The sequence below is a fragment of the Serratia sp. X3 genome, assembly GCF_014982455.1.
Classification (GTDB): Bacteria; Pseudomonadota; Gammaproteobacteria; order Enterobacterales; family Enterobacteriaceae; genus Serratia; species Serratia ureilytica.
The window spans coordinates 679,843-704,487 of record NZ_JADCNB010000002.1 but is presented as its reverse complement, the minus strand read 5'-3'; the positions used below and the strand labels follow the sequence as shown (position 1 = coordinate 704,487).

Below are 24,645 nucleotides of genomic sequence, written 5' to 3'. Positions count from 1 at the left end.
CGCTGGATAAATGAACAGTATTCACTGTAGACCAGATTGGCGAAACGGGAAATCCCCCTCTGCGGGTGAGAGGGGGCGAAGGGGATTACAGGAAGGAGTCGTCGTCGTCGCTATAATCGTCGTCGGCGTAGTCCGTGTCGTCCTGATAGTTGGCGTTCTGGAAGCCGTTGTCCTGGTTGAGGAAGCTGCCGCCATCGCCGTTGTTGAAGGTATCCAGGTTGTTGGAGGCGTCGAAATTGCGCATTGCGCTGTCGTCCAGCGGCGCCGGGGTTTCCTCGATAATATTCACGATTTCCTGCGGCTGAGAATGGCGGAACATGCCGGTCAGCATGTCGGCCAATACCACGCCGCCGGCGACGCCCGCCGCCGTTTGCAAGGCGCCTCCCAGGAAGCCGCCGGCGCGCGAAGGCGCCGCCTGCTGCGGTGGGGCATAGGCCGGTTGCTGAGGCTGTTGCTGCGCGTTGTTCCAGGCCGCCGTATTTTGTTGCTGCGCCTGATACTGTTCGCGCGGGCTTGGCGTACTGCGGCTGCCGCCGCCGAACAGGCCGGCCAGGAAGCCGCCGCTGCTCTGCTGGCTGTTGGCGGTTTGCTGCAGCTGCGCCACCTGGGCCTCCAGCTCTTTGACCCGCTGATCCATCTGCTTGAGCGCCGCTTCCTGAATAATCATTGCCTGCGCCATGTAATAAGGGGCGGAAGGCTGCTCGCGAATATGCTGGTTGATTTGCTGCTCTGCCTGGAGATCCCGTGGGCCCGTCTTGGTCTCGGCTTCTTTCAGGCGGCCAAACAGACCATCGATAAGGCGTTGTTCTTCGGATTGCATAGGAGTACCTCAGGAGATAAATAACGGTGCTGGATGATCACTATCATCGGTATCAATTACCCTAGCGCGTTTACATGAACCAATAAATAAATGGCGGGTAAACCTGCCTATGAATTTGTTACCAATTGCGGCAGCGGGATCAGCATCACCAGCTTTAGACCGGCGTGCTCCGCCGGGTGGAAGGTGAGCTGGCGATAGCGCAGCGCGCCTTGCTGAGGATGCTCGAACGCTCTTTCGCCGCCTTCGCGCGCCATGACGTCATGTTGCTTCCACCAGTGATTAAAGTCCGCGCTGTTGTGCGTCATGTTGCGCACGAAGGCGCGCATCTCTTCGGTGTTTTGATGATGGCTGGTCTCGGCGCGAAACTCGGCCACCACGCGCCGCGCGCGCTCTTCCCAATCGCTGACCAGCGTTTTCGCCAACGGGTGGAAGAACATGAAGTGCAGCAGGTTGGGGCTGTTGGCCACATCCAGCCAGCCGCTGAACAGCGCCGCCGCCTGCGGGTTCCAGGCGACGACGTTCCAGGTCACGTCCAGCAGATAGCAGGGCACCGCCATCTGATGCACGCTTTGCAGCACCGCGTCATTGGCGGTTTCGCGGTGCGCTTCCTGCTCGGGGTCGGCGATTCGCGCCAGGGTAAACAGGTAGTGGCGTTCGGCCGGGCCGAGCCGCAGCGCTTTGGCGATGCGCGCCAGCGTGAAAGGGGAAATGGACACCTCGCGGCCCTGTTCGATCCAGGTATACCAGGTGGCGCTGATGCCGCTGATTTGCGCCAACTCTTCGCGGCGCAGGCCGCTGGTGCGGCGGCGCGAAGAGCTGGGCAGGCCGATCATTTCCGGCGTGATGCGTTCGCGGTGCGCGCGCAGAAACGCGCCGAGGGCTTTTGGCCCGGATAAGGCTTCTGATGACATAGCATGGTACCTATTTATACCAGGATAACTGCTCATATTGTACCCGTATAGTAGCCTGATTATAGTAGCCGAAAGCCTTCAGGCACAGGCGCAAGCCGGATAATAACAGGAGCAAACATGAGCAACAGCAACAGCCATAACGATGCGGTAGACCGGCAGTTCGGCGAGCAGGCCAACGCCTATTTAACCAGCGCGGTGCATGCGCAGGGCAAGGATTTGCAACGCCTGGCGCAGTTACTGGCGCCGCACGCCGAAGGGCGCTTGCTCGATCTGGGCTGCGGCGCCGGGCATGCCAGCTTCACCGCGGCGGCCAGCGTAGCGCAGGTGGTGGCCTACGATCTGTCGGCGCAAATGTTGGCGGTGGTGAGGCAGGCGGCGTCGGAAAAAGGCCTGAACAACATTCAGCAACAGCAGGGCGTGGCGGAGTCTTTGCCGTTTGAGGACGCCAGCTTCGATCTGGTCATCAGCCGCTATTCGGCGCACCACTGGCGCGATGTCGGCCAGGCGCTGCGCGAGGTCAGGCGGGTACTCAAACCGGGCGGCAGCGCGATCTTTATGGACGTGGTCTCGCCGGGGCACCCGCTGCTGGATATCTACCTGCAAACCGTGGAAGTGCTGCGCGACACCTCGCACGTGCGCAACTATGCGCCGGGCGAGTGGCTGACGTTGCTGACCGAGGCCGGGCTGATGGTACGCGAAGTGACGGCGGATCGATTGACGCTGGAGTTCGGCAGTTGGGTGGCGCGCATGCGCACGCCGGCGCATTTCGTCACCGCGATCCGCGCGCTGCAGCAAAGCGTGTCGCAGGAGGTGGCGGCGCATTTCGCCATCCAGCCGGACGGCTCCTTCACCAGCGATATCATGATGTTTGAAGCGACGAGAGGCTGAAAGCAACGGGGCAGCCGATAAAGGCTGCCCCGCGAAACGCTATCGACAAGATGCGCTTATTTTTTGTCTTCCAGCAGGCAGCGGTAGATCAGGCCGCCGATAATGCCGCCGACCAGTGGCACCAGCCAGAATACCCAAAGCTGCTGCAGCGCCCAGGTGCCCTGGAAGATCGCTACGCCGGTGCTGCGCGCCGGGTTGACGGAGGTGTTGGTCACCGGGATGCTGATCAGGTGGATCAGCGTCAGCGTCAGGCCGATAGCCAGCGGGGCAAAGCCTGCCGGCGCGCGCTTGTCGGTCACGCCATGAATAACGATCAGGAAGAAGGCGGTCAGCACCAGCTCAATCACGATTGCGGCTTGCAGAGAGTAACCGCCTGGCGAGTGTTCGCCGTAACCGTTGGAGGCGAAACCGCCTGCCGTGGCGTCGAAACCGGCTTTGCCGCTGGCGATCAAATACAGCACCGACGCTGCGGCGATACCGCCGATCACCTGTGCGATAACGTAAGGGATTACGTCTTTCGCCGCGAAACGGCCGCCGGCGAATAAGCCGACGGTGACCGCCGGGTTAAAATGCCCGCCGGAAATATGGCCGACGGCATAGGCCATCGTCACTACGGTCAGACCGAAAGCGAGCGCGACGCCGAGGAAACCAATACCCAGCTGTGGGAATGCCGCTGCTAATACTGCGCTACCACAACCACCAAACACCAACCAAAATGTGCCAAAAAATTCAGCAAAAAGTCGCTTTGACATAGATTCCATCCTGCGGAATAGACTAACGGGCGTTAGCACTAAAAACTATAGAACAGCTTTTTCAGTTCATGCAGATATTCTATAGAATTTTCTTAATGCACCTTGAATAACGGCGGTATTAAATCCCCGGTATTTTATTTTGTCTATGGGAAAAACACTGTTTTTCACCGCACTGGCGCGCGTTTGCCGATTTTTTTATCTTCGCTATGAGAATTTACCCTAAGCGAAATGACGGGCTATTTCCGGGCATTTTTTTCCAGCGGTTTTCTCCATTCAATACGCTCGGGTTAATTGCTAATTTCTATTTGCCAGCCAATCATATTGCCTGTTTTACATTTGACGAAGCGCCTATTGTCATCTAAGTGTCATGCTAAATTAATATCGTCTTCTGCCTGACAACGCTTCATTCAACCTCGGGTAAAAAAACATGAAAATAAAATCGCTCTCCCTGCTGTTGGCTTCACTGTTTCCTGTATTGGCTCATGCTGCTGATATTGAGGTGGCGCGTTATGTGGTCGGCTTCCCCGGCGGGGAACGCGTCGCCTATCAGGGGGCGTTCGCCAAGCATTTCCCGCAGGGATTGCCGGTAGGGATCGGCTCCGGATTGATGTTCAACAAGAAGCAGGGCGACGATTTGGTGTTGACGACGCTGACCGATCGCGGTCCTAATGCCGATGCCCCGGCGGTAGGCAAGCAAGAGGCCAAGATTTTCGCCAATCCGCAATTCACGCCTCTGTTGATGGACATTCGTATCGGCGGCGGCAAGGCCGTAGCCGAGAATGCGCGGCCCTTGCACGATGAGAAACGGCCGATCGGCGGGCTGCCGTTGCCGAGCGAGCTGATTGGTTCTACAAACGAAGTGGCGTTGAACGACGCGTTGCAGCCGCTGTCCGGCGATCGCCGCGGGTTGGATACCGAAGGGGTGACCGGTGACGGCAACGGCGGCTATTGGCTGTGTGATGAGTACGGCCCGTTTCTGATCCATATCGACGGCAAAGGTAAAATCCTCGCCAAATATGGCCCAACGCCGCAGGCCGGCGAACAGGCGGTGGCGGGCGGTTTGCCGAACATCCTGAAATGGCGTCAGCCCAACCGCGGTTTTGAAGGATTGACCCGGATGCCGGACGGGCGAATTCTGGCGGCGGTGCAGAGCACGCTGGATGTCGATGGCAAAAGCAAAAACAAGGCGCAGTTTACCCGGCTGGTGAGCTTCGAGCCGCGCAGTGGCAAAACCGCCATGTACGGCTATCCCATCGATATCGACAGCTATAAAAAAGCCAAAGACGCCAAAATTGGCGATGTCGTGGCGTTGGACAACCAGCGCATCCTGTTGATTGAACAGGGAACCGGTAAAGATAAGTCGATGATCAACAAGATCTATCTGATTGATCTCGCGCAGGCCAGCGATCTGAGCGCGTTTGACGGCCAGGGTAAAGCGCTGGAGTTCGACGATGCGAAAGAGCTGGCTAAACGCGGCGTTAAGCTGGCGCAGAAACGGCAAGTGGCGGATCTGCGTCAGTTGGGCTGGCGCCAGGAGAAAGCGGAAGGGTTGGCGCTGATCGACGATCGCACGCTGGCGGTGATCAATGACAATGATTTCGGCTTGCAGGCCACGCTGGTGGATGCGTCGCCAAAGAGCAAGAAAATCGGCGACTATCAGCTGGAGAAAGGAGGGCGGTTGAGCCTCGACGGTGACAAAACCGACGCCCGCATCGAATTGCGCCCGCTGGAGCAGCCGGAATCGCTGAGTGAGCTCTGGGTGCTCACCTTGCCGCAACCCTTGCAGTGACCGACATCGGGGGGCGATTGCGCCCCCGTCAGACCGTTGACAAAGGAGGAAAAAACGTGGTTTTTCCTCCTTTGTGGCCATCAGCCGAAAATCAATAAATTGATTTTCCTTGTTTTTTTATCCGATGCTCTCTGCAAACCCGGCAATGGCATGAGGTTTGTTATCAATCTCACAGCGGGGGCGGTGACGCCCCCCGTTTGATTCAGGCTTGCGCGTGCCGCTGCGGCGCTTTGCCGCGCGAGATGCTCTCCCACGCCGCCACCACCACCACGATCAGCGTCGTCAGGCCATTGACCATCAGCAGGTCGGTTAAATAGGCGATCGGGGCCAATACCGCCAAAGCCAGCAGCCCGACCAGATGCGACAGCGGGAAGCGGCGATACACCAGCCGTTTGTACAGCGCGTTGGCGAACAGGTAAATCGCCGGGCCGAGTAGCAGCACCGCCGCCGTGGCGTGTTGGATGCGGCCGTCGGGATGGGCGATCACCAGCTCGTTGGCCACGGCGCAGACGATGATCGCCCCCACCAGCGCGACGTGCACATAATGGAAATAAGCGCCCAGCTGGCCGGGATTTTCCGCCTGGCTGATGGCGTGGCTGCCGGCTTTGCTGCTGGTGTCGAAGTAAACCCACCACATCGCCAGGCTGCCGAGAAAGGCCACCAGCGAAGCGATGAGCACCGGCAGGCTCCAGCTTTCCATTTCGCTCAGGGTGGCGCCGGTGATCAGAATGGTTTCCCCCAGCGCCACGATCACGAACAGCTGGCAGCGCTCCGCCAGATGGTGGCCTTCGATGGTCCATTCGCTGCTGCTGTCCGAGCGCCCCAGCACCGGCAGGCGAAAACCGAACATCGGCGAGACGTACTCGCACAAGACGGCGATCGCCCACAGCGCCAGGCGAGCATGGCCTTCCGCCAGCCCGCCGGCGATCCAGAAGACGGCGGAGATGCATAGCCAGCCGAGAATGCGACGAAAGTTTTGTTTTAACGGATGATCGGGCGCCAGCAGGCGCAATACCGTGGCGGAGCGCCCGACCTGAATGGCGACGTAGAACAGGGCGAAGATCAGACCGCGTTCGCCAAACGCCTGCGGCAACGCGGCGGCGGCGAACAGCCCCAGCAGCATGATCGCGAACAGCAGCAGGCGGATCTGACGGGTATCCGGATTGAACCAGTTGGTGACCCAGGCGGTATATTGCCAGGCCAACCAGATGGCGAACCACAGCAGAAGGGTTTCCAGCGCGCCGGTCAGCGTCAGGTGATGCAGCAGATAGTGGGAAAGTTGGGTCACGGCGAAAACGTAGATCAGATCGAACAATAGCTCGGAGAATGAGACCGACGCGCCCTGACCGTCACGCACGCGCAGCAGGTTTTGCGACATAAGCGTTCTTCCTTAAAAGGGTAAGCCACAAAATCAGCGTAGCTCAGCGCGCTCCGGCGGGTAAAAAATCTTAAATAGACGCGGCGCCCATTCTTTATCACGCGCCGTCTTTAATTGTTCATCAAATAGGGGTAAGGTGAGGTCTATAAAGTCATTCCCGCCTGAAAATACACACCCGCTCTCACTTCCTCCTTATTCTCCTCACAATGATTGATGTTCTTTACGTTGCATGACGTCCGTTTTCATTGGCTAGCGGATAATTAACATCACTGACCACGAGCTAATAAACAAGAACACCTGGAGTCAATCATGAAACTTATCCCAAGCATCGCAGCCGTATTGATCGCCGCCGCTTCATTTTCCACTTTCGCCGCGCCGCTGTCGTCGGTAAAACAGGTCAACAGCGAGCAGGCCGCCAATCTGCAAAGCCTCGGCGTGGTGTCGGTTTCCGGCATTAGCGGCTCACCGCATGACGCCATCACCGCCCTGAAAGAAAAAGCCGCGGCGGACGGCGCCAGTCATTATCGCATTATCGGTCTGGACACCCCCGGGGACTCCAGCAACTGGCGCGGTAATGCGGAAATTTATCGCTAAGCGTTAGCTTTTTCCCCTTTGGCCGCGGCAACGCGGCCAAAAAAATAAACGGTCGTAATAATTATCTGGTAAGTCGGCGTATAAGCGGCTTATTTTCAGGTCATTATTGCGACCGTTTTTCTTTGCGCGCCGCTGATGAGGTTGCATTTAATTACAACTGTGTCCGCCGCTTTCGGAATCATGTTAATGATTACTTAAGAAATTCGGCTCACATTGAGGGCTTAACCCAAGGAGGCCTCAATGTTAAATGCGACCCGACTGCAACTGATGAATCACTTCGCTTACCTGCAGCAATTTATGGCTTCACCGCGCACCGTCGGTACGCTGGCGCCTTCTTCCCCGTGGCTCTGTCAGGCGATGCTGAACCAGGTGGAGTGGACCCGGGCGCTGTCGATCGCGGAACTGGGCGCGGCGGACGGCGTGCTGACCAAACGCATCCTGGGGCGGATGCGCGCCGATGCGGCGCTGGAGGCTTTCGAGATCCAACCCCATTTCGTGCATCGGCTGCGCGGGATTGACGATCGGCGGCTGCAGGTGATGGGCCATTCGGCGACCCGGATGGCCACGGATTACGACGTGGTGTTTTCCTGCCTGCCGCTGCTGTCGATCCCGGTCAGGATCAGCGTGCGCATTCTTCAGCAGGCCCGGCAGCGGCTGCTGGCGCGCGACGGCACGTTGGTGCTGTTCCAATACAGTCACCTGTCGGAAAAATTGCTGTCACGCTATTTTCACTGGAAGCGCCTGCGGGTGGTGCGCAACTTCCCGCCGGCGCTGGTGTATGTCTGTACGCCGCGTTAGCTACAGTTTTTTCTCCATCACTATCACCTCTTCGTCATGCTGCCGCCGGCGCTCCAGAGGTTGCCAACCCCAGCCGGCGTACAGCGCTTCCGATTTGTCGGTGATGAGATGCAGAACCGAGTGATGGCGCTGCCGCGCCGCCTCGACGATCGCCATCTCCAGACGGTGGGCGATGCCCTTGCGGCGGTGATCGGGATGCACGAAGACGCCGGCCAGCCACGGGGTGAGATCCTGGCGCTGATGATCGTCGCTGGGCCACAGGCTGGCCATGCCCACCGGGCGATCGCCGTCGATCATCATCAGCGTCAGGTGGTCGTCGCTCGGCCGGCTGCATTGGGCGAAACGCAGCTGGGTGCGCTCCAGCGAGCCGCCGCGCTGTGAACCCCACTGGCCGAATGCCCAGGCGGCGCACACATCGGCAAACTGCGGGCACTCCGACAGCGGAATGATGCGTTGAGTCATGGAGATCTCCCGGTTTTTAGCTGTTTCCCCGTTCTATTTAACCGATTTTTCCGCCATTTTTTTAACTTTTTAAAGCCGTTATTTTAGCGGTTTCGCCGTGTTTGCCGCGCGCCCGGCGCCGTTTCCCGGATTTCTTTTGGCAATGGCGGCGCGGGATTGCAAGTGCTAATGAGAGTGATTATCATGCGCGCACTGTTTCCCCGTTTTGGCTCAATCATGCGCAATTTCCTCATGTTACTGCTGCTTTCTCTGTGGTTCGGCGTGTTCTCCGCCCAGGCGAAGACGGTGACCGATATCACCGGCCGTCAGGTTGTGGTGCCGGACAATCCGCAGCGTATCGTGGTGGGGGAGAGTCGCATGTTGTATACGCTGGCGCTGCTGGAGCCGGGCAACCCGGCGCAGCGCATCGTCGGCTGGCCGGCGGATCTGGCGCGTTTCGATGCGCAAAGCTGGCAGCTTTATACGCAGAAGTTTCCGCAGATAGCCCAGATCCCCGTCATCAGCGGCAATAATTTTCGCCAGGTCAATGTCGAAAGCCTGCTGCAGCTGAAACCGGATCTGGTGATCCTGGCGCGCTATGCGCGTGAAGACGGCGACAACGATCGGTTGGTTTCTGCGTTGAACAAGGCCGGCGTGGCGGTGATCTACGTCGATCTGCGCATCGATCTGCTGAACAACACCGTGCCGAGCGTGCGGCTGCTGGGCGACGTGCTCAATCGCCAGCAGCGCGCCGAACAGTTCATCCAGTTTTATCAGCAGCATATGGCGGTGATTCAGCAACGCCTGGCGGGCTATCAGGGGCCGAAGCCCAAAGTGATGCTGCACCTGCATCTGGGGCGGCGCGAGACCTGTTGCACCACCGCCGCGCACGGCAATCTCGGCGATCTGCTGACCTTCGCCGGCGGCGACAACATCGCCAACGCCAGTGTCAAAGGGGTTTATGGCGAGCTGAACCCGGAAACCATTCTGAGTGCCAATCCCGACGTGTACCTCGCCACCGGCATGGCCGGGCCGAAGGGCAAACGGCTGTCCGATCTGCGCCTCGGGCCGCAGGTCAGCCGACAAGAGGCCGCCGACAGCTTCCGCCGGCTGATCGCCAAACAGCCGATGCTGACCAACCTGCAGGCGGTGAAAAACCACCGCGCCTGGAGCGTCTGGCACAACTTTTACCTCAGCCCGTACCACGTGGTGCTGGTCGAGGTGTTCGCCAAAGCGTTTTACCCGGATCTGTTCGCCGACATCAACCCGCAGCAGACCTTCCAACAGCTGTATCAGCAGTTTTTGCCGTTACCTTTTTCAGGGACCTATTGGAGTCAGTTAGATAATGAATAACAACAAACGCGGTTGGTGGTGCGCATTGCCGTTGGCGGCCTGCGCGACATCGCCGACGTGGGCGGCGGAAAAAACCGCGTCGCAGGAAGAAAGCCTGGTGGTGATCGGCCGCAAAGACGCCGACGGCGTGCAGAGCTATCAGCCGTTGACCAGCGTCACCGGCACCCGCAGCGAAACCAACCTGCTGAACGTGCCGCAGGCGATCGACGTGGTGCCGCAGCAGGTGATTGCCGATCAGGCGGTCAGCAGCCTGGATGAAGCGCTGTATAACGTCAGCGGCATTACCCAGGCCAACACGCTGGGCGGCACCCAGGACGCGGTAATGAAACGCGGCTTCGGCGACAACCGCGACGGCTCCATTCTGCGCGACGGCGTGCGCTCGGTGCAGGCGCGCAACTTCACGCCGACCACCGAGCGGGTGGAGGTGCTCAAGGGGCCGGCCTCGATGCTGTACGGCATGGGGGAACCGGGCGGGATGATCAATATGATCACCAAGAAGCCCCAGCTGCAGCAGCATACCCACGTGGAAGGCTGGGGCAGCAGCTTCAACGGCGGCGGCGGCCAGCTCGACGTCACCGGGCCGCTCGGCACGTCGGGGTTTGCCTATCGGATGATCGTCGATCACGATGAAACCGATTACTGGCGCAACTTTGGCCGCAATCGCCAAACGGTGATCGCGCCCTCGCTGATGTGGTACGGCGAGAACACTACCGTGCGGTTGGCCTATGAACATATGGAATATCTGGTGCCGTTCGATCGCGGCACCATTATCGATTCGCGCACCGGCAAACCGGTGAATACGCCGCGCGATCGCCGTTTCGACGAGGCCTATAACGCCACCCGCGGCGATCAGGACAGCGTCACTCTGCAGATCGATCAAACGCTCAATGAGCGCTGGAAAAGCTCGCTGACCTACGCCTACAGCCGCAACAGCTACAGCGACAACCAGGCGCGCGCCACGGATCTGAACCCGGTCACAGGCGTGTTGGTTCGCCAGGCCGATGCGACCGCCAACGCCGTCAGCCACGCCAACGCGGTGCAGCTGACGCTCAATGGCGACGTGGACTGGGGCAGCATCAACCACCAGATGCTGTTCGGCTTCGATTTTGAAGATAACCGCACCTACCGCGGCGACATGATCCGCGGTAAAAAGAACAAAGATTTCAATATCTATCATCCGGTATACGGCCTGATGCCGCCCTCGACCGCGGTCAGCGCCAAAGACAGCGACCAGCGGGAAAACCTCACCAGCTACGGCTGGTTTATGCAGGATTCCATCCAACTGACCGATAAATGGCTGGTGATGGGCGGGCTGCGCTACGACGCTTTCGACGTCTATGCCGGCAAGGGGCGGCCGTTCCTGACCAACACCGACAGTTCGGACGGCAAGCTGGTGCCGCGCGCCGGGGTGGTCTACAAGCTGACGCCTTACGTGTCGCTGTACAGCAGCTATACCGAGTCGTTCAAGCCCAACTCCTCCATCGCCACCCAAATTGGTTCGCTGCCGCCGGAGCAGGGCAAGTCGTGGGAAGTTGGCGGCAAGCTGGCGCTGCCGAACGGCGTCACCGGCACGTTGGCGCTGTTCGACATCACCAAGCGCAACGTCATGGTCAATGAGCTGGTGGCGGGCGAAACCGTGACGCGCACCGCCGGGCGCGTGCGTTCGCAGGGCGTGGAGCTGGACGTGGCCGGTAACCTCACCGACTCGCTCAGCCTGATCGGTTCCTATGCGTATACCGACGCGCGCGTGGTGGACGATCCGGACAACAAGGGCAAAGAGATGACCAACGTGGCGCGCCACACCGCCTCGCTGTTCCTGACCCAAAACCTGGGCAGCCTGGGCCTGTACAGCGGCGATGAAGTGCGTATCGGCGCCGGCGCGCGCTACGTGGGCCGCCGCCCGGGTGACGCTGCCAACAGTTTCTACCTGGATAACTACACCGTTGCCGATGCGTTCGCCGCTTACACCATGCCGATCAACGGCTATCGGGTGAAATGGCAGCTGAACGTGAAGAACCTGTTCGATAAAACCTATTACCCGTCCAGCGGCGGCAATTTGCGCGTGGCGGTGGGGGAACCGCGTGAGGTGGTGCTGCGCGGCAGTATCGATTTCTGAGCCGCGGGCGGTGAAATTTGCTTAAATAACCGCCCCAACGTTAAGGAGAACCCATGAGCCTGCAAATTCGTTTGGCGCAGCAGCGGGATATCGCGCACCTGATGGCGGTTGAACGCTCGGCGGCGCAGCTGTTTCGCCAGCAGCCGGCGTGGCGCTTTATCGCCGAAGGCGAGGTGATGAGCCCGCAACAGCACGCCGCGTTTATCGCCGAGCGCCGTGAATGGCTGGCCGAAAGCGACAACGGCGAGTGCGCCGGTTTTATCGCCGTGCAGGCTCAGGGGGAAGACTGGCATATCGCCGAATTGTCGGTCGCCGGTGCCTGGCAACGGCAGGGCGTCGGCCGCCGCCTGATCGGGGCGGTGGCGGAAGAAGCCAAACGCCAGGGCGCCGCTCGCCTGACGCTCACCACCTTCATTGACGTGCCGTGGAATGCGCCTTATTACCGGCGGCTGGGGTTCCGGCCGCTCGACGACGCGCGGCTCACGGCCGCCTTGCGGCGGCATCTGGATGAGGATCTGGCGCACGGCTTTGCCGCCGGCAGTCGCTGTGCCATGGAATTTACACTATCGTAAATATTGAAATACAGAGCGGGCAGGGTATGATGCTGCCACCACGCCATCGCACCCGCTCGGTATTTTGGTATGCAATGCACTCAAGTCACCGCATAAGGGACAACCCGTAATGACACAAACCCTGTTCATGATAGGCGCTCGCGGAGCCGGCAAGACCACGGTAGGCAGCGCATTGGCGCTGGCGTTGGGCTATCAGTTCGTCGATACCGATCTGTTTATGCAGCAGGCGGCGCAGATGAGCGTGGCGGAAATGGTCGAGCGCGAAGGCTGGCTGGGGTTTCGTCGCCGCGAGACCATCGCGTTGCAAACTGTGACCAAACCGTCAACTATAGTTGCCACCGGCGGCGGAGCGATCCTGGCGGAGGAAAACCGTCAGTTTATGCGTCAGCATGGCACCGTTATCTACCTGCGCGCGCCGGCCAGCGTGTTGGCGCAGCGGTTGGAAGAGTACCCGGAAGATGCGCAGCGCCCGACGCTCACCGGCAGGCCGATCGCCGAAGAGATGCTCGAGGTGCTGGCCGCGCGTGAAGCGCTGTATCAGGATGCCGCGCATTACGTGATGGACGGCACCGCCGATCCTCAGCGGGTGGTGGAACAAATCCTCGCGGTGCTGCCGCGCGAGACGGTGAAATAACCTTTTCTTCTCTTCGGGCGCTGTGCGCCCGTTTTCTTATTCCCTTTGCCGAGCGGCTGCAAAGTACGCGCCGGGCGTGACGCCGAAGCGGCGGCGAAAGGCGGCGATGTAGGCGCTGACGTTGTCGTAGCCGCAGGCGTCGGCCACCTCGCTGACCGCTTCGCCGCGTGATAATCCCTCCAGTGAACGCAATACCCGCGCCTGTTGGCGCCACAGCGCGAAGCTGATGCCGGTTTCCTGCAGAAAGCGGCGGCTCAGGGTGCGCGGGCTGAGTCCGGCCCAGGCGGCCCAGTCGCGCTGGCTGTGCAGGCTGGCGGGATCGTTCAGCAGCGCCCGGGCGATGTTCAGCAATCGGGCGTCCTGCGGCAGCGGCAATTGCAACGGCGCGCGGCTTGCCGTGTGCATTTCATCCAGCAGCACCTGCAGCAGCCGCCGTTGCGGCGCGCTCATCGGGCCGGCGGGGAACTGCGCGATGCGTTCCACCAGGGCCTGCATCAGCGCGGAGGCGGTGAACAGCTGCGGCTGCTGCGGCATCTCCGGCGCGTTTTCCACCGGCAGATACAGACTCCAGCCCGCCACATCGCCACAGGCCAGCGCCTGATGGGGGCACCCCGGCGGCAGCCAGCCCAGCGCACCGCCGGTGATCGCCCATTGCCGGCCAGGCAGTTCCAGCGCCAGCATGCCGCGCGTCAAGAGATAGATCTGGCCGCCGTCGTGCCGGTGCCAGGGCGTCAGGTGCTTTCTTTCATGTTGAAGGCGTTGGCTGCGGATCTGCGTCATGTTGGCCGTTTAACGTTATTAAAAGTCTTAATGTGGTTATTATGCCATCGCCTGGCCGGGATAGGATCGCCATTCACCCCATTTCGGAGAAACGTGATGACTCAACTTACCCCATTGAACCTGGTGCTCGATACGCTGCAGCAGGTGGTCGCCAGCCCGGAGCATCGGCCGACGCAGCTCGCCGCCCGTTTCAGCGCAGGCTACCGCCAGCAGGTGGATGGCAAAGTGCTGAACTTCGAGCAGTTTGAGCAACATATGGCGCTGCTGAAGCGGCAAACCCGCCGCATGACGCTGGAGGTGCTCGCGGCGGCGGCGCAGGATGAGTCGGTGCTGACCCACCATCTGGTCGAGGTGGAAAAGCGTGACGGCACCTGCAGCCGCGTGCGGGTGCTGGCGCACTTCACCGTGCGTGAAGGCCGCATTTGCGCCTGCGATGAATTGACCGAGCTGCTGACGGGCGCCCCCGGCGATCGCGATCTCGGTTCGCGCGTGCCGGAATGAGGGCGGCTGCTATACTTGCTACTGTGTGAAACACACGGGAGAACGGCATGCGCGAAAATGATCAACCTGCTTATCCACGGAGCGCCCGCGTCGTAGAGGTATTTCGAGGCGACCCGAACCTGCATCTGCGCCGCTTTGAGGTGCGTACCGACGACATTGAGCCGAATACGCTGCTCAGTGAACATGAAACCGAGCAGGAAGCGCTCGACGCCAAGCACCGCTATGAGGACGAGGCGTTAGAGCATTGACCTGCAGCCCAGCGGAAACCGGCGTCAGGCCGGTTTCCTGTTTATCCCCGCCTTAGCACATATTTCCCAGAACAATATTGATAATGATAATCATTTGTGTGATTTTTATCGCCCCTATTGGGTGTTTCACTTCTGGGAAAAGAGATGTCCAATTCCGAGTTGCAGGCGCTGTTTCTGCGCCATATGCGGCCGCTGCAAGCCTACTTGAACGCCAAACTGCGCGACCCTCAGCTGGCCGCGGATTTGGCGCAGGAAAGTTTTACCCGCCTCACCGAGCAATACCCGCAGGGCAATATTCTCGATATCGAGGCTTACCTGTATAAAACCGCCAAGAATCTGATGCTTGACCATCTGCGGCAGCAGCAGCGGCGACAGACTGATGCGGTAGAGGATGACATTCTGGCGCAGTATCCCTCCGGCGAACCGGCGCTCGAGCAGTTGGCGATTGACAGCCAAATGCTGCAGCTGTTGCGACAGGCGCTGGCGGGCATGCCGCCGCGCACGCAGCAGATTTTCCGGCTCAACCGGCTCGACGGGCTGACCCAGGCGCAGGTGGCGGCTCAACTGAGCGTATCGCTCAGTACGGTGGAGAAGCATCTGGCCAGCGCGCTGGAGCGGCTGATGACGTTGATGGACGATCAATAATGACAATTTTTTTACGGGTTTATCCACCTTCAGACGTCTTAACCTATAACCAGAAAAAACAGGGGTCTATGCCATCATGAATCCGCTAACCGCGCAGTCGCGGCAACAGGCGGCCGCCTGGGCCGTGCGCCTGGCCGAAGGGGCGCTGGCCGCCGACCAGCGGCGAGCGTTGGAGGCCTGGCTGGCCGATGATCCGCAGCATCCGGCGGCGCTGCGTCAGGCTCGCTTGCTGTGGGCTACGCTGGGGCAACTGCCGCCAGAACAGCGACAGGCGCTGCAGCCGCAGGTAGCGGCGCTGAAAACGCCATTTCGCCGTAGAGGAGCCCGCTGGGCGATGGCGGCGGCGGTGGCGATCGCCGTTTCCTTCGGCGTTTATCGCGGGCCGGATATATGGATCGGCATGCAGGCGGATTATCAAACCGTTCGCGGCGAGGTGCGCGAAGTCACGTTGCCGGACGGCAGCCGGGTGGCGCTGGACAGCGGCAGCGCGATCGCGCTGGCCTATTCCGCCAATGAACGCAAGGTGCGGCTGCTGAGCGGCGCCGCCTATTTTATCGTCGCACCGGTGAACGGGCCGGAAAAGCGCCCGTTCAGGGTAGAGGCGGAAAACGGCGTCACCCAGGCGCTGGGCACCGAGTTCAGCGTGGCGCGCACCGGACAGGGCGTCGACGTCAGCGTGCATCAGCACAGCGTGCGGGTGACGCTCGAGCGCGGTGAGCGCTCGCTGGTGGTCGCGCAACGCCAGGCGGCGCATTACCGCAGCGGCCTGCTGTGGCTGACGCGGCAAACGGCCGGCGATGATGCCTGGCGGCGCGGCTGGCTGGTGATCGACCGCCAACCGCTGACGCAGGCGCTCGCGCAGCTCAACCGCTATCGCGAGACGCGCATCGTGGCTGTCACCCCTGCGCTGAGAGCGCGCACGGTAAGCGGCGTGTTCGCGCTCAATAAACTCGACGATGGTGTCAGCGCCATTCGTCAGGAACTCGCCGCCCGCCAGCTGAATCTCCCCGGCATCACGCTGCTTTACTGAGCGGCGCAGGTGGGCCGGGACACCCGTTTCGCCGCTATTTTTACTTTCTGTAAAAAATCTTTACGGGTTTTCACCCTCCGGAACGTCCTTATGTTTAAACGAGATTGATTTCCATTATCACTTGGTTTGGCATTCTTTCGGGTGGAACACACACGCATGTTTATTCACAAGGGAACCACGCCGGCCGGCCGCTTGGCCACGGCGGTACGCGCTGCGTTGGCGGCGATGGTGCTGACTCAGCCTGTTGTGGCGATCGCCGCGCAGGCTGAAGCGAGCGGCGCGCAGGCCGCACAGCAAAAGAATTTCAACATTGAGGCGCAGCCTCTGCAGAGCGCCATGCTGCGCTTCGCCGAGCAGGCAGGCATGCAGGTGTTTTTCGACGAGGTGAAGCTCGACGGCATGCAGGCGGCGGCGCTGAACGGCAGCATGAGCGTTGAACAGGGCCTGCGGCGCTTGATCGGCGGCAATCCGGTGGCTTTCCGCCTGCAGCCGCAGGGGCAGATCGTATTGAGCCGGCTGCCGACGGCGAACGGCGATGGCGGCGCGCTGGCGCTGGATAGCCTGACGGTGCTGGGGGCCGGCGGCATGAGCGTCAACGACTGGGTTTACGACGAACCGCGCTCAGTCAGCGTCATCAGCCGCGAACAGATGGACAACCGCCCGGCGCGGCACGCGGCCGATATTCTGGAACAGACCACGGGCGCCTATTCCAGCGTCAGCCAGCAAGATCCGGCGCTGTCGGTCAACATCCGCGGCATACAAGACTATGGCCGGGTGAACATGAATATCGACGGCATGCGGCAGAATTTTCAAAAGAGCGGCCATGGACAGCGTAATGGCACCATGTACATCGATTCTGAACTGCTGTCCGGCGTGACCATCGACAAGGGCACCACCGGCGGCATGGGCAGCGCCGGCACGCTCGGCGGCATCGCCACCTTCAATACCGTCAGCGCGAGCGATTTCCTGGCGCCGGGCAAAGAGCTGGGCGGCAAGCTGCACGCCAGCACCGGCGATAACGGCACCCACTTCATCGGCAGCGGCATACTGGCATTGGGCAACGAAGCCGGCGATATCCTGCTGGCCGCCAGCGAACGCCATCTCGGCGACTATTGGCCCGGCAACAAGGGCGATATCGGTAACATTCGTATCAATAATGACACCGGCAATTACGATCGCTACGCCGAGAGCATCAAGAACAACAAAATCCCCGACACAAATTACCGTATGCACTCGCGGCTGGCCAAGGTGGGCTGGAATCTGCCCGCCAATCAGCGCCTGCAGCTGAGCTATCTGCAGACCCAGACTGCGTCGCCGATCGCCGGCACGCTGACCAACCTGGGCACTCGCCCACCCTATGAACTGGGCTGGAAGCGCACCGGTTACAGCGACGTGATGGCGCGCAACGCGGCGTTTGATTACAGCCTGGCGCCGGAAGGCGTCGACTGGCTCGATTTTCAGGCCAAGCTGTATTACGTCGATACTCAGGACGACAGCGACACCTACAGTACCAGCTCGCTGCTGGACAACGGCTACGCGACGCGTACCCGGCTGCGTACCTATGGCGCGCAGGCGCAAAACACCTCGCGCTTCAGCCTGGCACCGGGGCATGACTTCCGCACCAACTACGGGTTGGATTTCTATTACGACAAGGCGACCAGCGACTCTTCTCGTCAGGGCATGGAAGGGGTGACGCCGGCCGGTAACCGTTCGGTCGCCAGCCTGTTCGCCAACCTGACCTACGACTACGACGGCTGGTTGACGTTGGAGGGCGGGCTGCGTTACGACCGCTATCGCCTGCGCGGCCAGACCGGCCTGAGCTATTCGGATTTGGCCAAGGATGGGCAACGCTACACGATTGACAATCCTTGCAAAGCGCTGCGTCTGACCGGTTGTTCAACCACCACCCGCGAAGATTGGGCGGTTGACCGCGATCAGGGCAAGCTGTCGCCGACGCTGGCGGTGGCGGTGCGTCCCGGCGTGGAGTGGCTGGAGCTGTATTCCACCTACGGCAAATCCTGGCGGCCGCCGGCGATCACCGAAACGCTGACCAACGGCAGTGCGCACGGCTCCTCCACGCAATACCCCAACCCGTTTCTGCAGGCCGAACGCTCGCGCGCCTGGGAAGTCGGGTTCAACGTGCAGCAGCCGGATCTGTGGTTTGAGGGCGATCGGCTGGTGGCCAAGGTGGCCTACTTCGATACCAAAGTGGATAACTACATCAATTTGGCGATAGACCGCAATAAACCGGGGCTGGTGCAGCCGAGCATCGGCAATGCCGCTTACGTCAACAACCTGTCGAAAACCCGCTTCCGCGGGCTGGAGTACCAGCTCAACTATGACACCGGGGTGTTCTACGCCGATCTGACCTACACCCACATGATCGGCAAAAACGAGTTCTGCTCGAACAAAGCCTGGCTGGGAGGACGCCTGCGCTATGGCGACGGTTCGCGCCGCGGCAACTTCTATGTTGAACCGGATGCCGCGTCCAATGATGCCGTCACGTGCGACGGCGGCTCGCAGTTCGGCACCGCCGCTTACCTGCCGGGCGATCGCGGTTCGGTGACGCTGGGCGGCCGCGCTTTCGATCGCAAGCTGGACGCCGGGGTGACCGTGCGCTTCGCGCCGGGCTATCAGGACAGCTCGGTGCCGTCCAACTACCCGTATCTGGCCGACTGGCCGAAATACACCCTGTTCGATCTCTACGCCAGCTACAAACTGACCGACAGCCTGACGCTGCGCGGCTCGGTGGAGAACCTGACCAACCGCGCCTACGTCGTCAGCTACGGCGAGACGCTGGCTAATACCCTGGGGCGCGGCCGCAGCGTGCAGGGCGGGGTGGAGTACCGTTTTTAAGCAGTAAAAGGGCGTTGCTCATCGTTGAGCACAGAGGTCGCCTCGCAAGGGGCGCCGTTCATCAATGGAGATAGAGAAATGGCATTTTCAGTCAATTATGACAGCAGTTTCGGCAGCTACAGCATCCATAACTATCTGAACGAGTGGGCGTCGTCGTTTGGCGATATCAACCACACCAACGGTAATGTCACCGACTCCAACAGCGGCGGTTTCTACGGCGGCAGCCTGTCCGGCAGCCAATATGCCGTGACCAGCACCGCCAATAACATCACCTCGTTCGTGGCGGGCGGCAACCTGACCTACACCCTGTTCAACGCACCGGCGCACACCCTGTACGGCCAGCTGGATTCGCTGTCGTTCGGCGACGGCCTTAACGGCGGCGGCTCTACGCCGTACAACATCCAGGTGCCTGACGTCAGCTTCGGCGGCCTGAATCTCAGCAGCCTGCAGGCGCAGGGCCACGATGGCGTGGTGCACCAGGTGGTGTACGGCCTGATGTCCGGCGATACCGGCGCGCTGGAAACCGCGCTGAACGGCATCCTCGACGACTACGGCCTGAGCGTCAATTCCACCTTCGATCAGGTGGCGGCGGCGGCGGCGGTGGGCGTGCAGCATGCCGACAGCCCGGAACTGCTGGCGGCCTGATCGCGGCCGTTTGCCCGCCGGAGCCGCGCGCCCCGGCGGGCGTTTTCTCGTTTTTAGCCGATGGAAAACGCCATGAAAAACGCCGTCAGGCGCGGAGAAGTGATGAGCGTGCTGGCCGCATACCGGCGCGGATTTTGGGGCATCGCACTGTTTACCGCGGTGATCAATCTGCTGATGCTGGCCCCGGCGCTGTACATGCTGCAGGTCTACGATCGCGTGTTGCCGTCGGGCAACCGCATGACGCTGGCGATGCTGACCCTGATGGTGGTCGGCCTTTACCTGTTTATGGGGCTGCTGGAGTGGGTCCGCAGCCAGGTGGTGATCCGCCTCGGCGCCCAGATGGATATGCGCCTCAATCAGCGGGTCTACGACGCCGCCTTCGAAACCAATCTGAAAACCGGCAACCCGTTGGCGGGGCAGGCGCTGAACGATCTGACCAACCTGCGCCAGTTCGCCACCGGCAATGCGCTGTTTGCGTTCTTCGATGCGCCCTGGTTCCCGGTTTATCTGCTGGTGGTGTTTCTGCTCCACCCCTGGCTTGGCGCGTTGGCCAGCGCCGGGGTAATCGTGCTGGTGCTGCTGGCCTGGCTCAACCAGCGGGTGTCGCAAGCGCCGCTCGCGGAGGCTGGCCGGGTCGCGCTGAGCGCCACGCAACAGGCCAACGGCAACCTGCGCAACGCCGAAGCCATTGCCGCCATGGGGATGCTGACCGACTTGCGCCTGCGTTGGTTGCGGCAGCATCAGCAGTTCCTGCTGTTGCAGAACCGCGCCAGCGAGAAAATCGCCGCCGTCACAGCCTGGTCGAAAACCGTGCGGCTGGCGCTGCAGTCGCTGATGTTGGGCTGCGGCGCGCTGCTGGCGGTCAACGGCGACATTACGCCGGGCATGATGATCGCCGGATCGATCCTGATCGGCAGGGTGCTGGGGCCGATCGATCAGCTGATCGGCGCCTGGAAGCAGTGGTCGTCGGCGCGCCAGTCCCTGCAGCGGCTGGAAGTGATGCTGGCCGCCAACCCGCCGCAGGCGGCGAGCCTGCCGCTGCCGGCCCCCAATGGCACCTTGACCGTGAATCAGCTGGCCGCCAGCGCGCCCGGCGGGAGCGCACCGGTATTGCACGGCGTCAGTTTTCGTCTGGAGGCCGGTGAGGTGCTGGGCGTCATTGGCGCATCCGGCTCGGGCAAAACGCTGCTGATGCGCCAACTGGTCGGCGCGCTGACGCCGCTCAGCGGCGACGTGCGGTTGGACGGCGCGGATATCCGGCAGTGGGATAAACAGCAGCTGGGGCCGCATATCGGCTACTTGCCACAGGATATCCAGCTGTTCGCCGGTACCCTGACGGAAAACATCGCCCGCTTTGGCCAGGTTGACGCCGAGAAGGTGGTGGCCGCGGCCGCGCTGGCCTGCGTGCACCAATTGATACTGCATTTGCCCAAAGGGTATGAAACTGAGCTGGGTGAGGGCGGCAGCGGCCTGTCCGGCGGTCAGCGTCAGCGGGTGGCGCTGGCGCGCGCGCTGTACGGTTCTCCGGCGTTGGTAGTGCTGGATGAACCGAATGCCAACCTCGATCGTGAAGGGGAAGAGGCGCTGCAGCGGGCGATCGAAGCGTTGAAGGCGCGCGGCACCACCATCGTGTTAGTGACTCACAAACCGGCGATCCTGGCGACCACCGACAAATTGCTGGTGCTGGCCGCTGGCCAGGTGCAGCACTTCGGCCCCAGTGACGCCATCCTGAAAAAGTTGCCTGGTTTTGCGCCCGCTGCCGTACCGGCCAACGTCGGCCGCAGCAGCGGTGGCTTCAACGTCAACTACGCCAACTTTGCCAAAACGGCCAGCGGTGAACGAAAAGTATGAGCAATCAGAGTGTGATCCCCGGCGATATCGACGCCCTTTCACGACAGTTCGACGAAGGGCGCCATCTGCGGCTCGGCGGCTGGCTGGTGCTGTTGGGGTTTGGCGGTTTCCTGCTGTGGGGGCTGTTGGCGCCGCTGGACAAAGGCGTGCCGGTCTCCGGCAGCGTGGTGGTGGCCGGTAACCGCAAGGCGGTACAGCACCCGAGCGGCGGCGTGGTGTCGCAAATTCAGGTGCATGAAGGCGACCGGGTCCGCGCCGGGCAGGTGCTGTTGCTGATGGATACCGTCGACAGCCGCACCCAGCGCGATGCGCTGCGCAGCCAGCAGTTGAGCAACGCCGCGCAGCGGGCGCGGCTGCAGGCCGAGCGCGACGGCCTGCAGGCGATCGCCTTTCCCGCGTTGTTGCAAGCGCGGCGGGAGGAGCCGGAGGTGATGTCGTTGATGCTGTTGCAACAGCAGCTGTTCACCAGCCGTCGTGCGGCGTTGCAGAGCGAGCTGGCGGCGATCGCGGAGAGCATCGCCGGATCGCAGGCGATGCTGGAGGGGATCCGGCAGTCTTACGCCAGCAAACAGCGGCAAAAGGCCATGTTGCAGGAGCAGCTGGGCGGCATGCGCAAGCTGGCGGCGCAGGGGTATGTGGCGCGCAATCGGCTGTTGGATCTGGAAGGACAGTATGCGCAGATTGACGGCCAGGCGTCCGAGGATACCGGCAATATCGGCCGCCTGGTGCGCCAGATCCTGGAGCTGAAGCTGCGGGCGATCCAGCGGCGGGAAGAGTATCAGAAAGAGGTCAGCAGCCAGCTGGCCGAGGTGCGGATGAAGCTGGACGAACTGGATAACCGCCTGGCCAAGGCGGAGGCCGATTTGGGCCATACGCAGGTGAAAGCGCCGGTGGCGGGTACCGTGGTGGGGCTGAGCGTGTTCACCGAAGGCGGCGTGATCGGCGCCGGTCAGCAGCTGATGGAGATCGTGCCCAGCGATCGGGGGCTGCAGGTGGAGGCGCGTATCCCGGTCGAGCTGATCGACAAGGTGCAGGTGGGATTGCCGGTCGAGCTGTTGTTCTCGGCGTTTAACCAAAGCACCACGCCGCGCGTTGAGGGCGAGGTGACGCTGGTCGGAGCCGATCGCCTGACCGACGAGAAAAGCGGCGCGCCCTATTACAGCGTGCGCGCCAAGGTCAGCGAAGCGGGGCTGCAACGCCTGAACGGGTTGGAGATCCGCCCGGGGATGCCGGTCGAAGGCTTCATCCGCACCGGCGAGCGTTCGATGATGAACTACCTGTTCAAACCGCTGACCGATCGCCTTCATCTGGCGCTGACGGAAGAGTGAGCATGTCGGTTTCGTCGCTGCCTTTCGCCGCACCCGGTGCCGCCATGCCCTGGCGCCGCTGCCTGGTGCTGGTGCTGACGCTGCATCTGCTGGCCGCGGCGCTGCTCTGGCCCTGGCGAGACAAGGCCGCGCCGCCGTGGGTGCCACCGCCGGCGGTCATGGTGCTGATGGCCGCCGCACCGCAGGCTCCTGCCGAGGTAAAACAACCGCCGGGACAAAGGACGCCGCCGCCTCAGGTTGAACCGCCGGCACCGCCGGAACCCTTGCCGACGGTGAAGGTGCCTGAAGCCGTACGGCCGAACATCGCCGTACCGCCGAAGCAGAAAAAACCGCCCAAGCCGGTGAAGAAAAAAAACCTGCCGCGCACGCCGCCGCAGGAGAAAACGATCGCGCCGCCGAAGGTTCAGGAGCAAAGCGCCGGCGCGCCGCCGCCGGGCCGGGCGGATAAAACGGCCGCGCCGCAAACCCGCCTGATGCCCTATGCGCAGACAGGAGAGGATAGCTGGCGCAGCCGCATCAACAGCCGCCTTAATCGCTTTAAGCGTTACCCCAAAGACGCATTGCGGCTGAAGCGCCAGGGCGTCGGGCAGGTGCTTTTTACGTTGGACAGGCAGGGCCATGTGCTGGCGGTGACGCTGGTCAGCAGCGCCGGGCTGCCGTCGCTGGATCGTGAAATCCAGGCGCTGGTCAAACGCGCTTCGCCGCTGCCGACGCCGCCGGCGGACGCTTACGTCAACGGCACGGTGGAATTGACGTTGCCGATCGATTTCAGTTTACATTGAGCGCTTGCCGACGCTGCGGCGTTTTACAATAGACCCTGTATGCTAAGGCAAAGCAATTCGCGGGTGTTTTTTATGCCGAGCCTGTCCAGCGCTGTTCGCCGTTGGGTATAGATCGTTTTCGCTGTAACGCCTCTCTCACGCGCCAACGAAGAAATGGGAATACCTTGCAACGTGGCTAATACGACCTGACGCTCTTTGTCGGACAGTGATGCCGGCCGTACGCCGTGTCGGGCTATCTGTTTCTCTTTGCCATGCATCCAGGCTAAAAGGTTGCGTAGTAATATGTCGATTGGCAGATGAAGGTGGAAAACAATCGGTGATCCTACGTTTTTTGTCAAAGAACACCCATTGGTTGAGGCTGGATCCATCAGTAATGCAGATCGCCAATTCGGATGGCATGGTAGGCGACGATATAGTTGAACGATATTTCTCAGATAAGACACATTGCGCGGGAAAATGTGAAACAGTAACAATCCTGAATGCCCCTTTAGGCTCTGCCCCCGTATAAATGCCGCAGGCGAAGCGTAAGCGCTGAACTTTTCAACATGCGGCGTCAATAACTCTGCCAGCCCCACTTGTGTCAAGGCGCAGCTACTGATAATGCTCAGGCTGCGTGGTGTTGTCACTGCTGCAGCGACGGCGTTAACACGCGTTTTATCCTGTCTCTTTATATGCATTTCGTTTTTGGCTTCTTGGAAAGATATCCGCTATGACATCAATAACGGAGGTTTTTCACTATCAGGCCATTACCTGATTTTCCGCTCGAACCACTGGTCTGCGGCGTTAATATCAGGTGATGACCTGATACCCCATCCATGGTCTGTTTTCTATCATTAATCCCGCTTGGCGCATGCCGCCTGATTAGTCGAGGTGGCATTCTCCTGCAACGTTACGGGGGCTTTGATGACCCGCGAGCGGTTTAAATTTTCGCGA

General features: G+C 61.1%; 24 protein-coding genes. 17 read left to right on the top strand and 7 right to left on the bottom strand.

Features of this window, described 5'->3' with window-relative positions; all coding sequences use genetic code 11:
- Positions 1 to 85: 85 nt before the first annotated feature.
- Positions 86 to 820: a DUF2076 domain-containing protein gene (locus IMX17_RS13725; RefSeq protein WP_046897573.1), complete on the bottom strand. Its 735-nt coding sequence runs from the start codon at positions 818 to 820 to the stop codon at positions 86 to 88.
- Between the two features lie 107 nt (positions 821 to 927).
- On the bottom strand, positions 928 to 1,731 hold the full coding sequence (locus IMX17_RS13720; protein ID WP_046897572.1) for a helix-turn-helix transcriptional regulator: 804 nt from the start codon (positions 1,729 to 1,731) through the stop codon (positions 928 to 930).
- A 117-nt stretch (positions 1,732 to 1,848) separates the two neighbouring features.
- Here IMX17_RS13720 and IMX17_RS13715 point away from each other — a divergent pair, with 117 nt between their 5' ends.
- Positions 1,849 to 2,619 carry a class I SAM-dependent methyltransferase gene (locus IMX17_RS13715; RefSeq protein ID WP_046897571.1) on the top strand — a complete coding sequence of 257 codons (771 nt, stop codon included), beginning with the start codon at positions 1,849 to 1,851 and terminating at the stop codon, positions 2,617 to 2,619.
- Positions 2,620 to 2,675: 56 nt separating this feature from the next.
- Here IMX17_RS13715 and aqpZ read toward each other — a convergent pair whose 3' ends face one another.
- Entirely contained in the window at positions 2,676 to 3,371 is a 696-nt protein-coding gene (gene aqpZ, locus IMX17_RS13710; RefSeq protein ID WP_033642023.1) for an aquaporin Z, read from the bottom strand.
- A gap of 427 nt (positions 3,372 to 3,798) precedes the next feature.
- On the opposite strand from aqpZ, the gene IMX17_RS13705 reads away from it, so the two are divergent.
- Positions 3,799 to 5,160, top strand: coding sequence for an esterase-like activity of phytase family protein (locus IMX17_RS13705; RefSeq protein ID WP_193549843.1), 1,362 nt, complete (start codon positions 3,799 to 3,801; stop codon positions 5,158 to 5,160).
- A gap of 202 nt (positions 5,161 to 5,362) precedes the next feature.
- Here IMX17_RS13705 and IMX17_RS13700 read toward each other — a convergent pair whose 3' ends face one another.
- Positions 5,363 to 6,538: a low temperature requirement protein A gene (locus IMX17_RS13700; RefSeq protein ID WP_193549842.1), complete on the bottom strand. Its 1,176-nt coding sequence runs from the start codon at positions 6,536 to 6,538 to the stop codon at positions 5,363 to 5,365.
- Positions 6,539 to 6,847: 309 nt separating this feature from the next.
- On the opposite strand from IMX17_RS13700, the gene IMX17_RS13695 reads away from it, so the two are divergent.
- Both IMX17_RS13695 and IMX17_RS13690 read left to right on the top strand, forming a co-directional pair.
- Positions 6,848 to 7,132 (top strand): YdgH/BhsA/McbA-like domain containing protein, encoded by a 285-nt coding sequence (locus IMX17_RS13695; protein ID WP_046897568.1) that lies wholly within the window; start codon positions 6,848 to 6,850, stop codon positions 7,130 to 7,132.
- A gap of 240 nt (positions 7,133 to 7,372) precedes the next feature.
- A complete protein-coding gene (locus tag IMX17_RS13690) occupies positions 7,373 to 7,930 on the top strand; it encodes a class I SAM-dependent methyltransferase (RefSeq protein ID WP_046897567.1) in 558 nt (185 codons plus the stop codon).
- On the opposite strand, the gene IMX17_RS13685 is transcribed toward IMX17_RS13690, so the two are convergent.
- Positions 7,931 to 8,392 carry a GNAT family N-acetyltransferase gene (locus IMX17_RS13685; RefSeq protein WP_046897566.1) on the bottom strand — a complete coding sequence of 154 codons (462 nt, stop codon included), beginning with the start codon at positions 8,390 to 8,392 and terminating at the stop codon, positions 7,931 to 7,933.
- A gap of 216 nt (positions 8,393 to 8,608) precedes the next feature.
- Here IMX17_RS13685 and IMX17_RS13680 point away from each other — a divergent pair, with 216 nt between their 5' ends.
- The 4 genes from IMX17_RS13680 (at position 8,609) to aroL (ending at position 13,046) form a co-directional block, all read left to right on the top strand.
- Positions 8,609 to 9,724 (top strand): ABC transporter substrate-binding protein, encoded by a 1,116-nt coding sequence (locus IMX17_RS13680; RefSeq protein WP_193549841.1) that lies wholly within the window; start codon positions 8,609 to 8,611, stop codon positions 9,722 to 9,724.
- Positions 9,717 to 11,840, top strand: coding sequence for a TonB-dependent siderophore receptor (locus IMX17_RS13675; RefSeq protein ID WP_046897565.1), 2,124 nt, complete (start codon positions 9,717 to 9,719; stop codon positions 11,838 to 11,840). The genes IMX17_RS13680 and IMX17_RS13675 overlap by 8 nt, the downstream gene beginning before the upstream one ends.
- Positions 11,841 to 11,893: 53 nt before the next feature.
- Complete coding sequence (locus IMX17_RS13670; protein WP_033642031.1) at positions 11,894 to 12,412, top strand: GNAT family N-acetyltransferase; 519 nt, start codon at positions 11,894 to 11,896, stop codon at positions 12,410 to 12,412.
- A 109-nt stretch (positions 12,413 to 12,521) separates the two neighbouring features.
- On the top strand, positions 12,522 to 13,046 hold the full coding sequence (aroL, locus tag IMX17_RS13665) for a shikimate kinase AroL (protein ID WP_046897564.1): 525 nt from the start codon (positions 12,522 to 12,524) through the stop codon (positions 13,044 to 13,046).
- A 36-nt stretch (positions 13,047 to 13,082) separates the two neighbouring features.
- Here aroL and IMX17_RS13660 read toward each other — a convergent pair whose 3' ends face one another.
- Positions 13,083 to 13,826: an AraC family transcriptional regulator gene (locus tag IMX17_RS13660; protein ID WP_046897563.1), complete on the bottom strand. Its 744-nt coding sequence runs from the start codon at positions 13,824 to 13,826 to the stop codon at positions 13,083 to 13,085.
- A gap of 96 nt (positions 13,827 to 13,922) precedes the next feature.
- Between IMX17_RS13660 and IMX17_RS13655 the strand changes: the two genes are divergently transcribed.
- The 9 genes from IMX17_RS13655 (at position 13,923) to IMX17_RS13615 (ending at position 23,712) form a co-directional block, all read left to right on the top strand.
- The gene (locus IMX17_RS13655; protein WP_046897562.1) at positions 13,923 to 14,327 is read left to right on the top strand and encodes a nuclear transport factor 2 family protein; all 405 of its coding nucleotides are present in this window, start codon (positions 13,923 to 13,925) and stop codon (positions 14,325 to 14,327) included.
- 47 nt (positions 14,328 to 14,374) lie between these two features.
- A complete protein-coding gene (locus tag IMX17_RS13650) occupies positions 14,375 to 14,575 on the top strand; it encodes a YaiA family protein (protein WP_015376810.1) in 201 nt (66 codons plus the stop codon).
- A 144-nt stretch (positions 14,576 to 14,719) separates the two neighbouring features.
- Positions 14,720 to 15,220, top strand: coding sequence for an RNA polymerase sigma factor (locus IMX17_RS13645; protein WP_046897561.1), 501 nt, complete (start codon positions 14,720 to 14,722; stop codon positions 15,218 to 15,220).
- Between the two features lie 76 nt (positions 15,221 to 15,296).
- The gene (locus IMX17_RS13640) at positions 15,297 to 16,250 is read left to right on the top strand and encodes a FecR domain-containing protein (RefSeq protein ID WP_019454233.1); all 954 of its coding nucleotides are present in this window, start codon (positions 15,297 to 15,299) and stop codon (positions 16,248 to 16,250) included.
- A gap of 156 nt (positions 16,251 to 16,406) precedes the next feature.
- Positions 16,407 to 19,106, top strand: a complete 2,700-nt coding sequence (locus tag IMX17_RS13635; protein WP_182265037.1) for a TonB-dependent receptor — start codon at positions 16,407 to 16,409, stop codon at positions 19,104 to 19,106.
- Between the two features lie 78 nt (positions 19,107 to 19,184).
- Complete coding sequence (locus IMX17_RS13630) at positions 19,185 to 19,751, top strand: heme acquisition protein HasA (protein ID WP_046897558.1); 567 nt, start codon at positions 19,185 to 19,187, stop codon at positions 19,749 to 19,751.
- Positions 19,752 to 19,823: 72 nt separating this feature from the next.
- Positions 19,824 to 21,602 carry a type I secretion system permease/ATPase gene (locus IMX17_RS13625; RefSeq protein ID WP_046897619.1) on the top strand — a complete coding sequence of 593 codons (1,779 nt, stop codon included), beginning with the start codon at positions 19,824 to 19,826 and terminating at the stop codon, positions 21,600 to 21,602.
- Positions 21,599 to 22,930: an HlyD family type I secretion periplasmic adaptor subunit gene (locus IMX17_RS13620; protein WP_046897557.1), complete on the top strand. Its 1,332-nt coding sequence runs from the start codon at positions 21,599 to 21,601 to the stop codon at positions 22,928 to 22,930. Before IMX17_RS13625 ends, IMX17_RS13620 begins: the two co-directional genes overlap by 4 nt.
- A 2-nt stretch (positions 22,931 to 22,932) precedes the next feature.
- Positions 22,933 to 23,712 carry an energy transducer TonB gene (locus tag IMX17_RS13615; protein ID WP_046897556.1) on the top strand — a complete coding sequence of 260 codons (780 nt, stop codon included), beginning with the start codon at positions 22,933 to 22,935 and terminating at the stop codon, positions 23,710 to 23,712.
- Positions 23,713 to 23,735: 23 nt separating this feature from the next.
- On the opposite strand, the gene IMX17_RS25460 is transcribed toward IMX17_RS13615, so the two are convergent.
- Positions 23,736 to 23,969: a LuxR C-terminal-related transcriptional regulator gene (locus tag IMX17_RS25460; protein WP_072056031.1), complete on the bottom strand. Its 234-nt coding sequence runs from the start codon at positions 23,967 to 23,969 to the stop codon at positions 23,736 to 23,738.
- Positions 23,970 to 24,645: the final 676 nt, after the last annotated feature.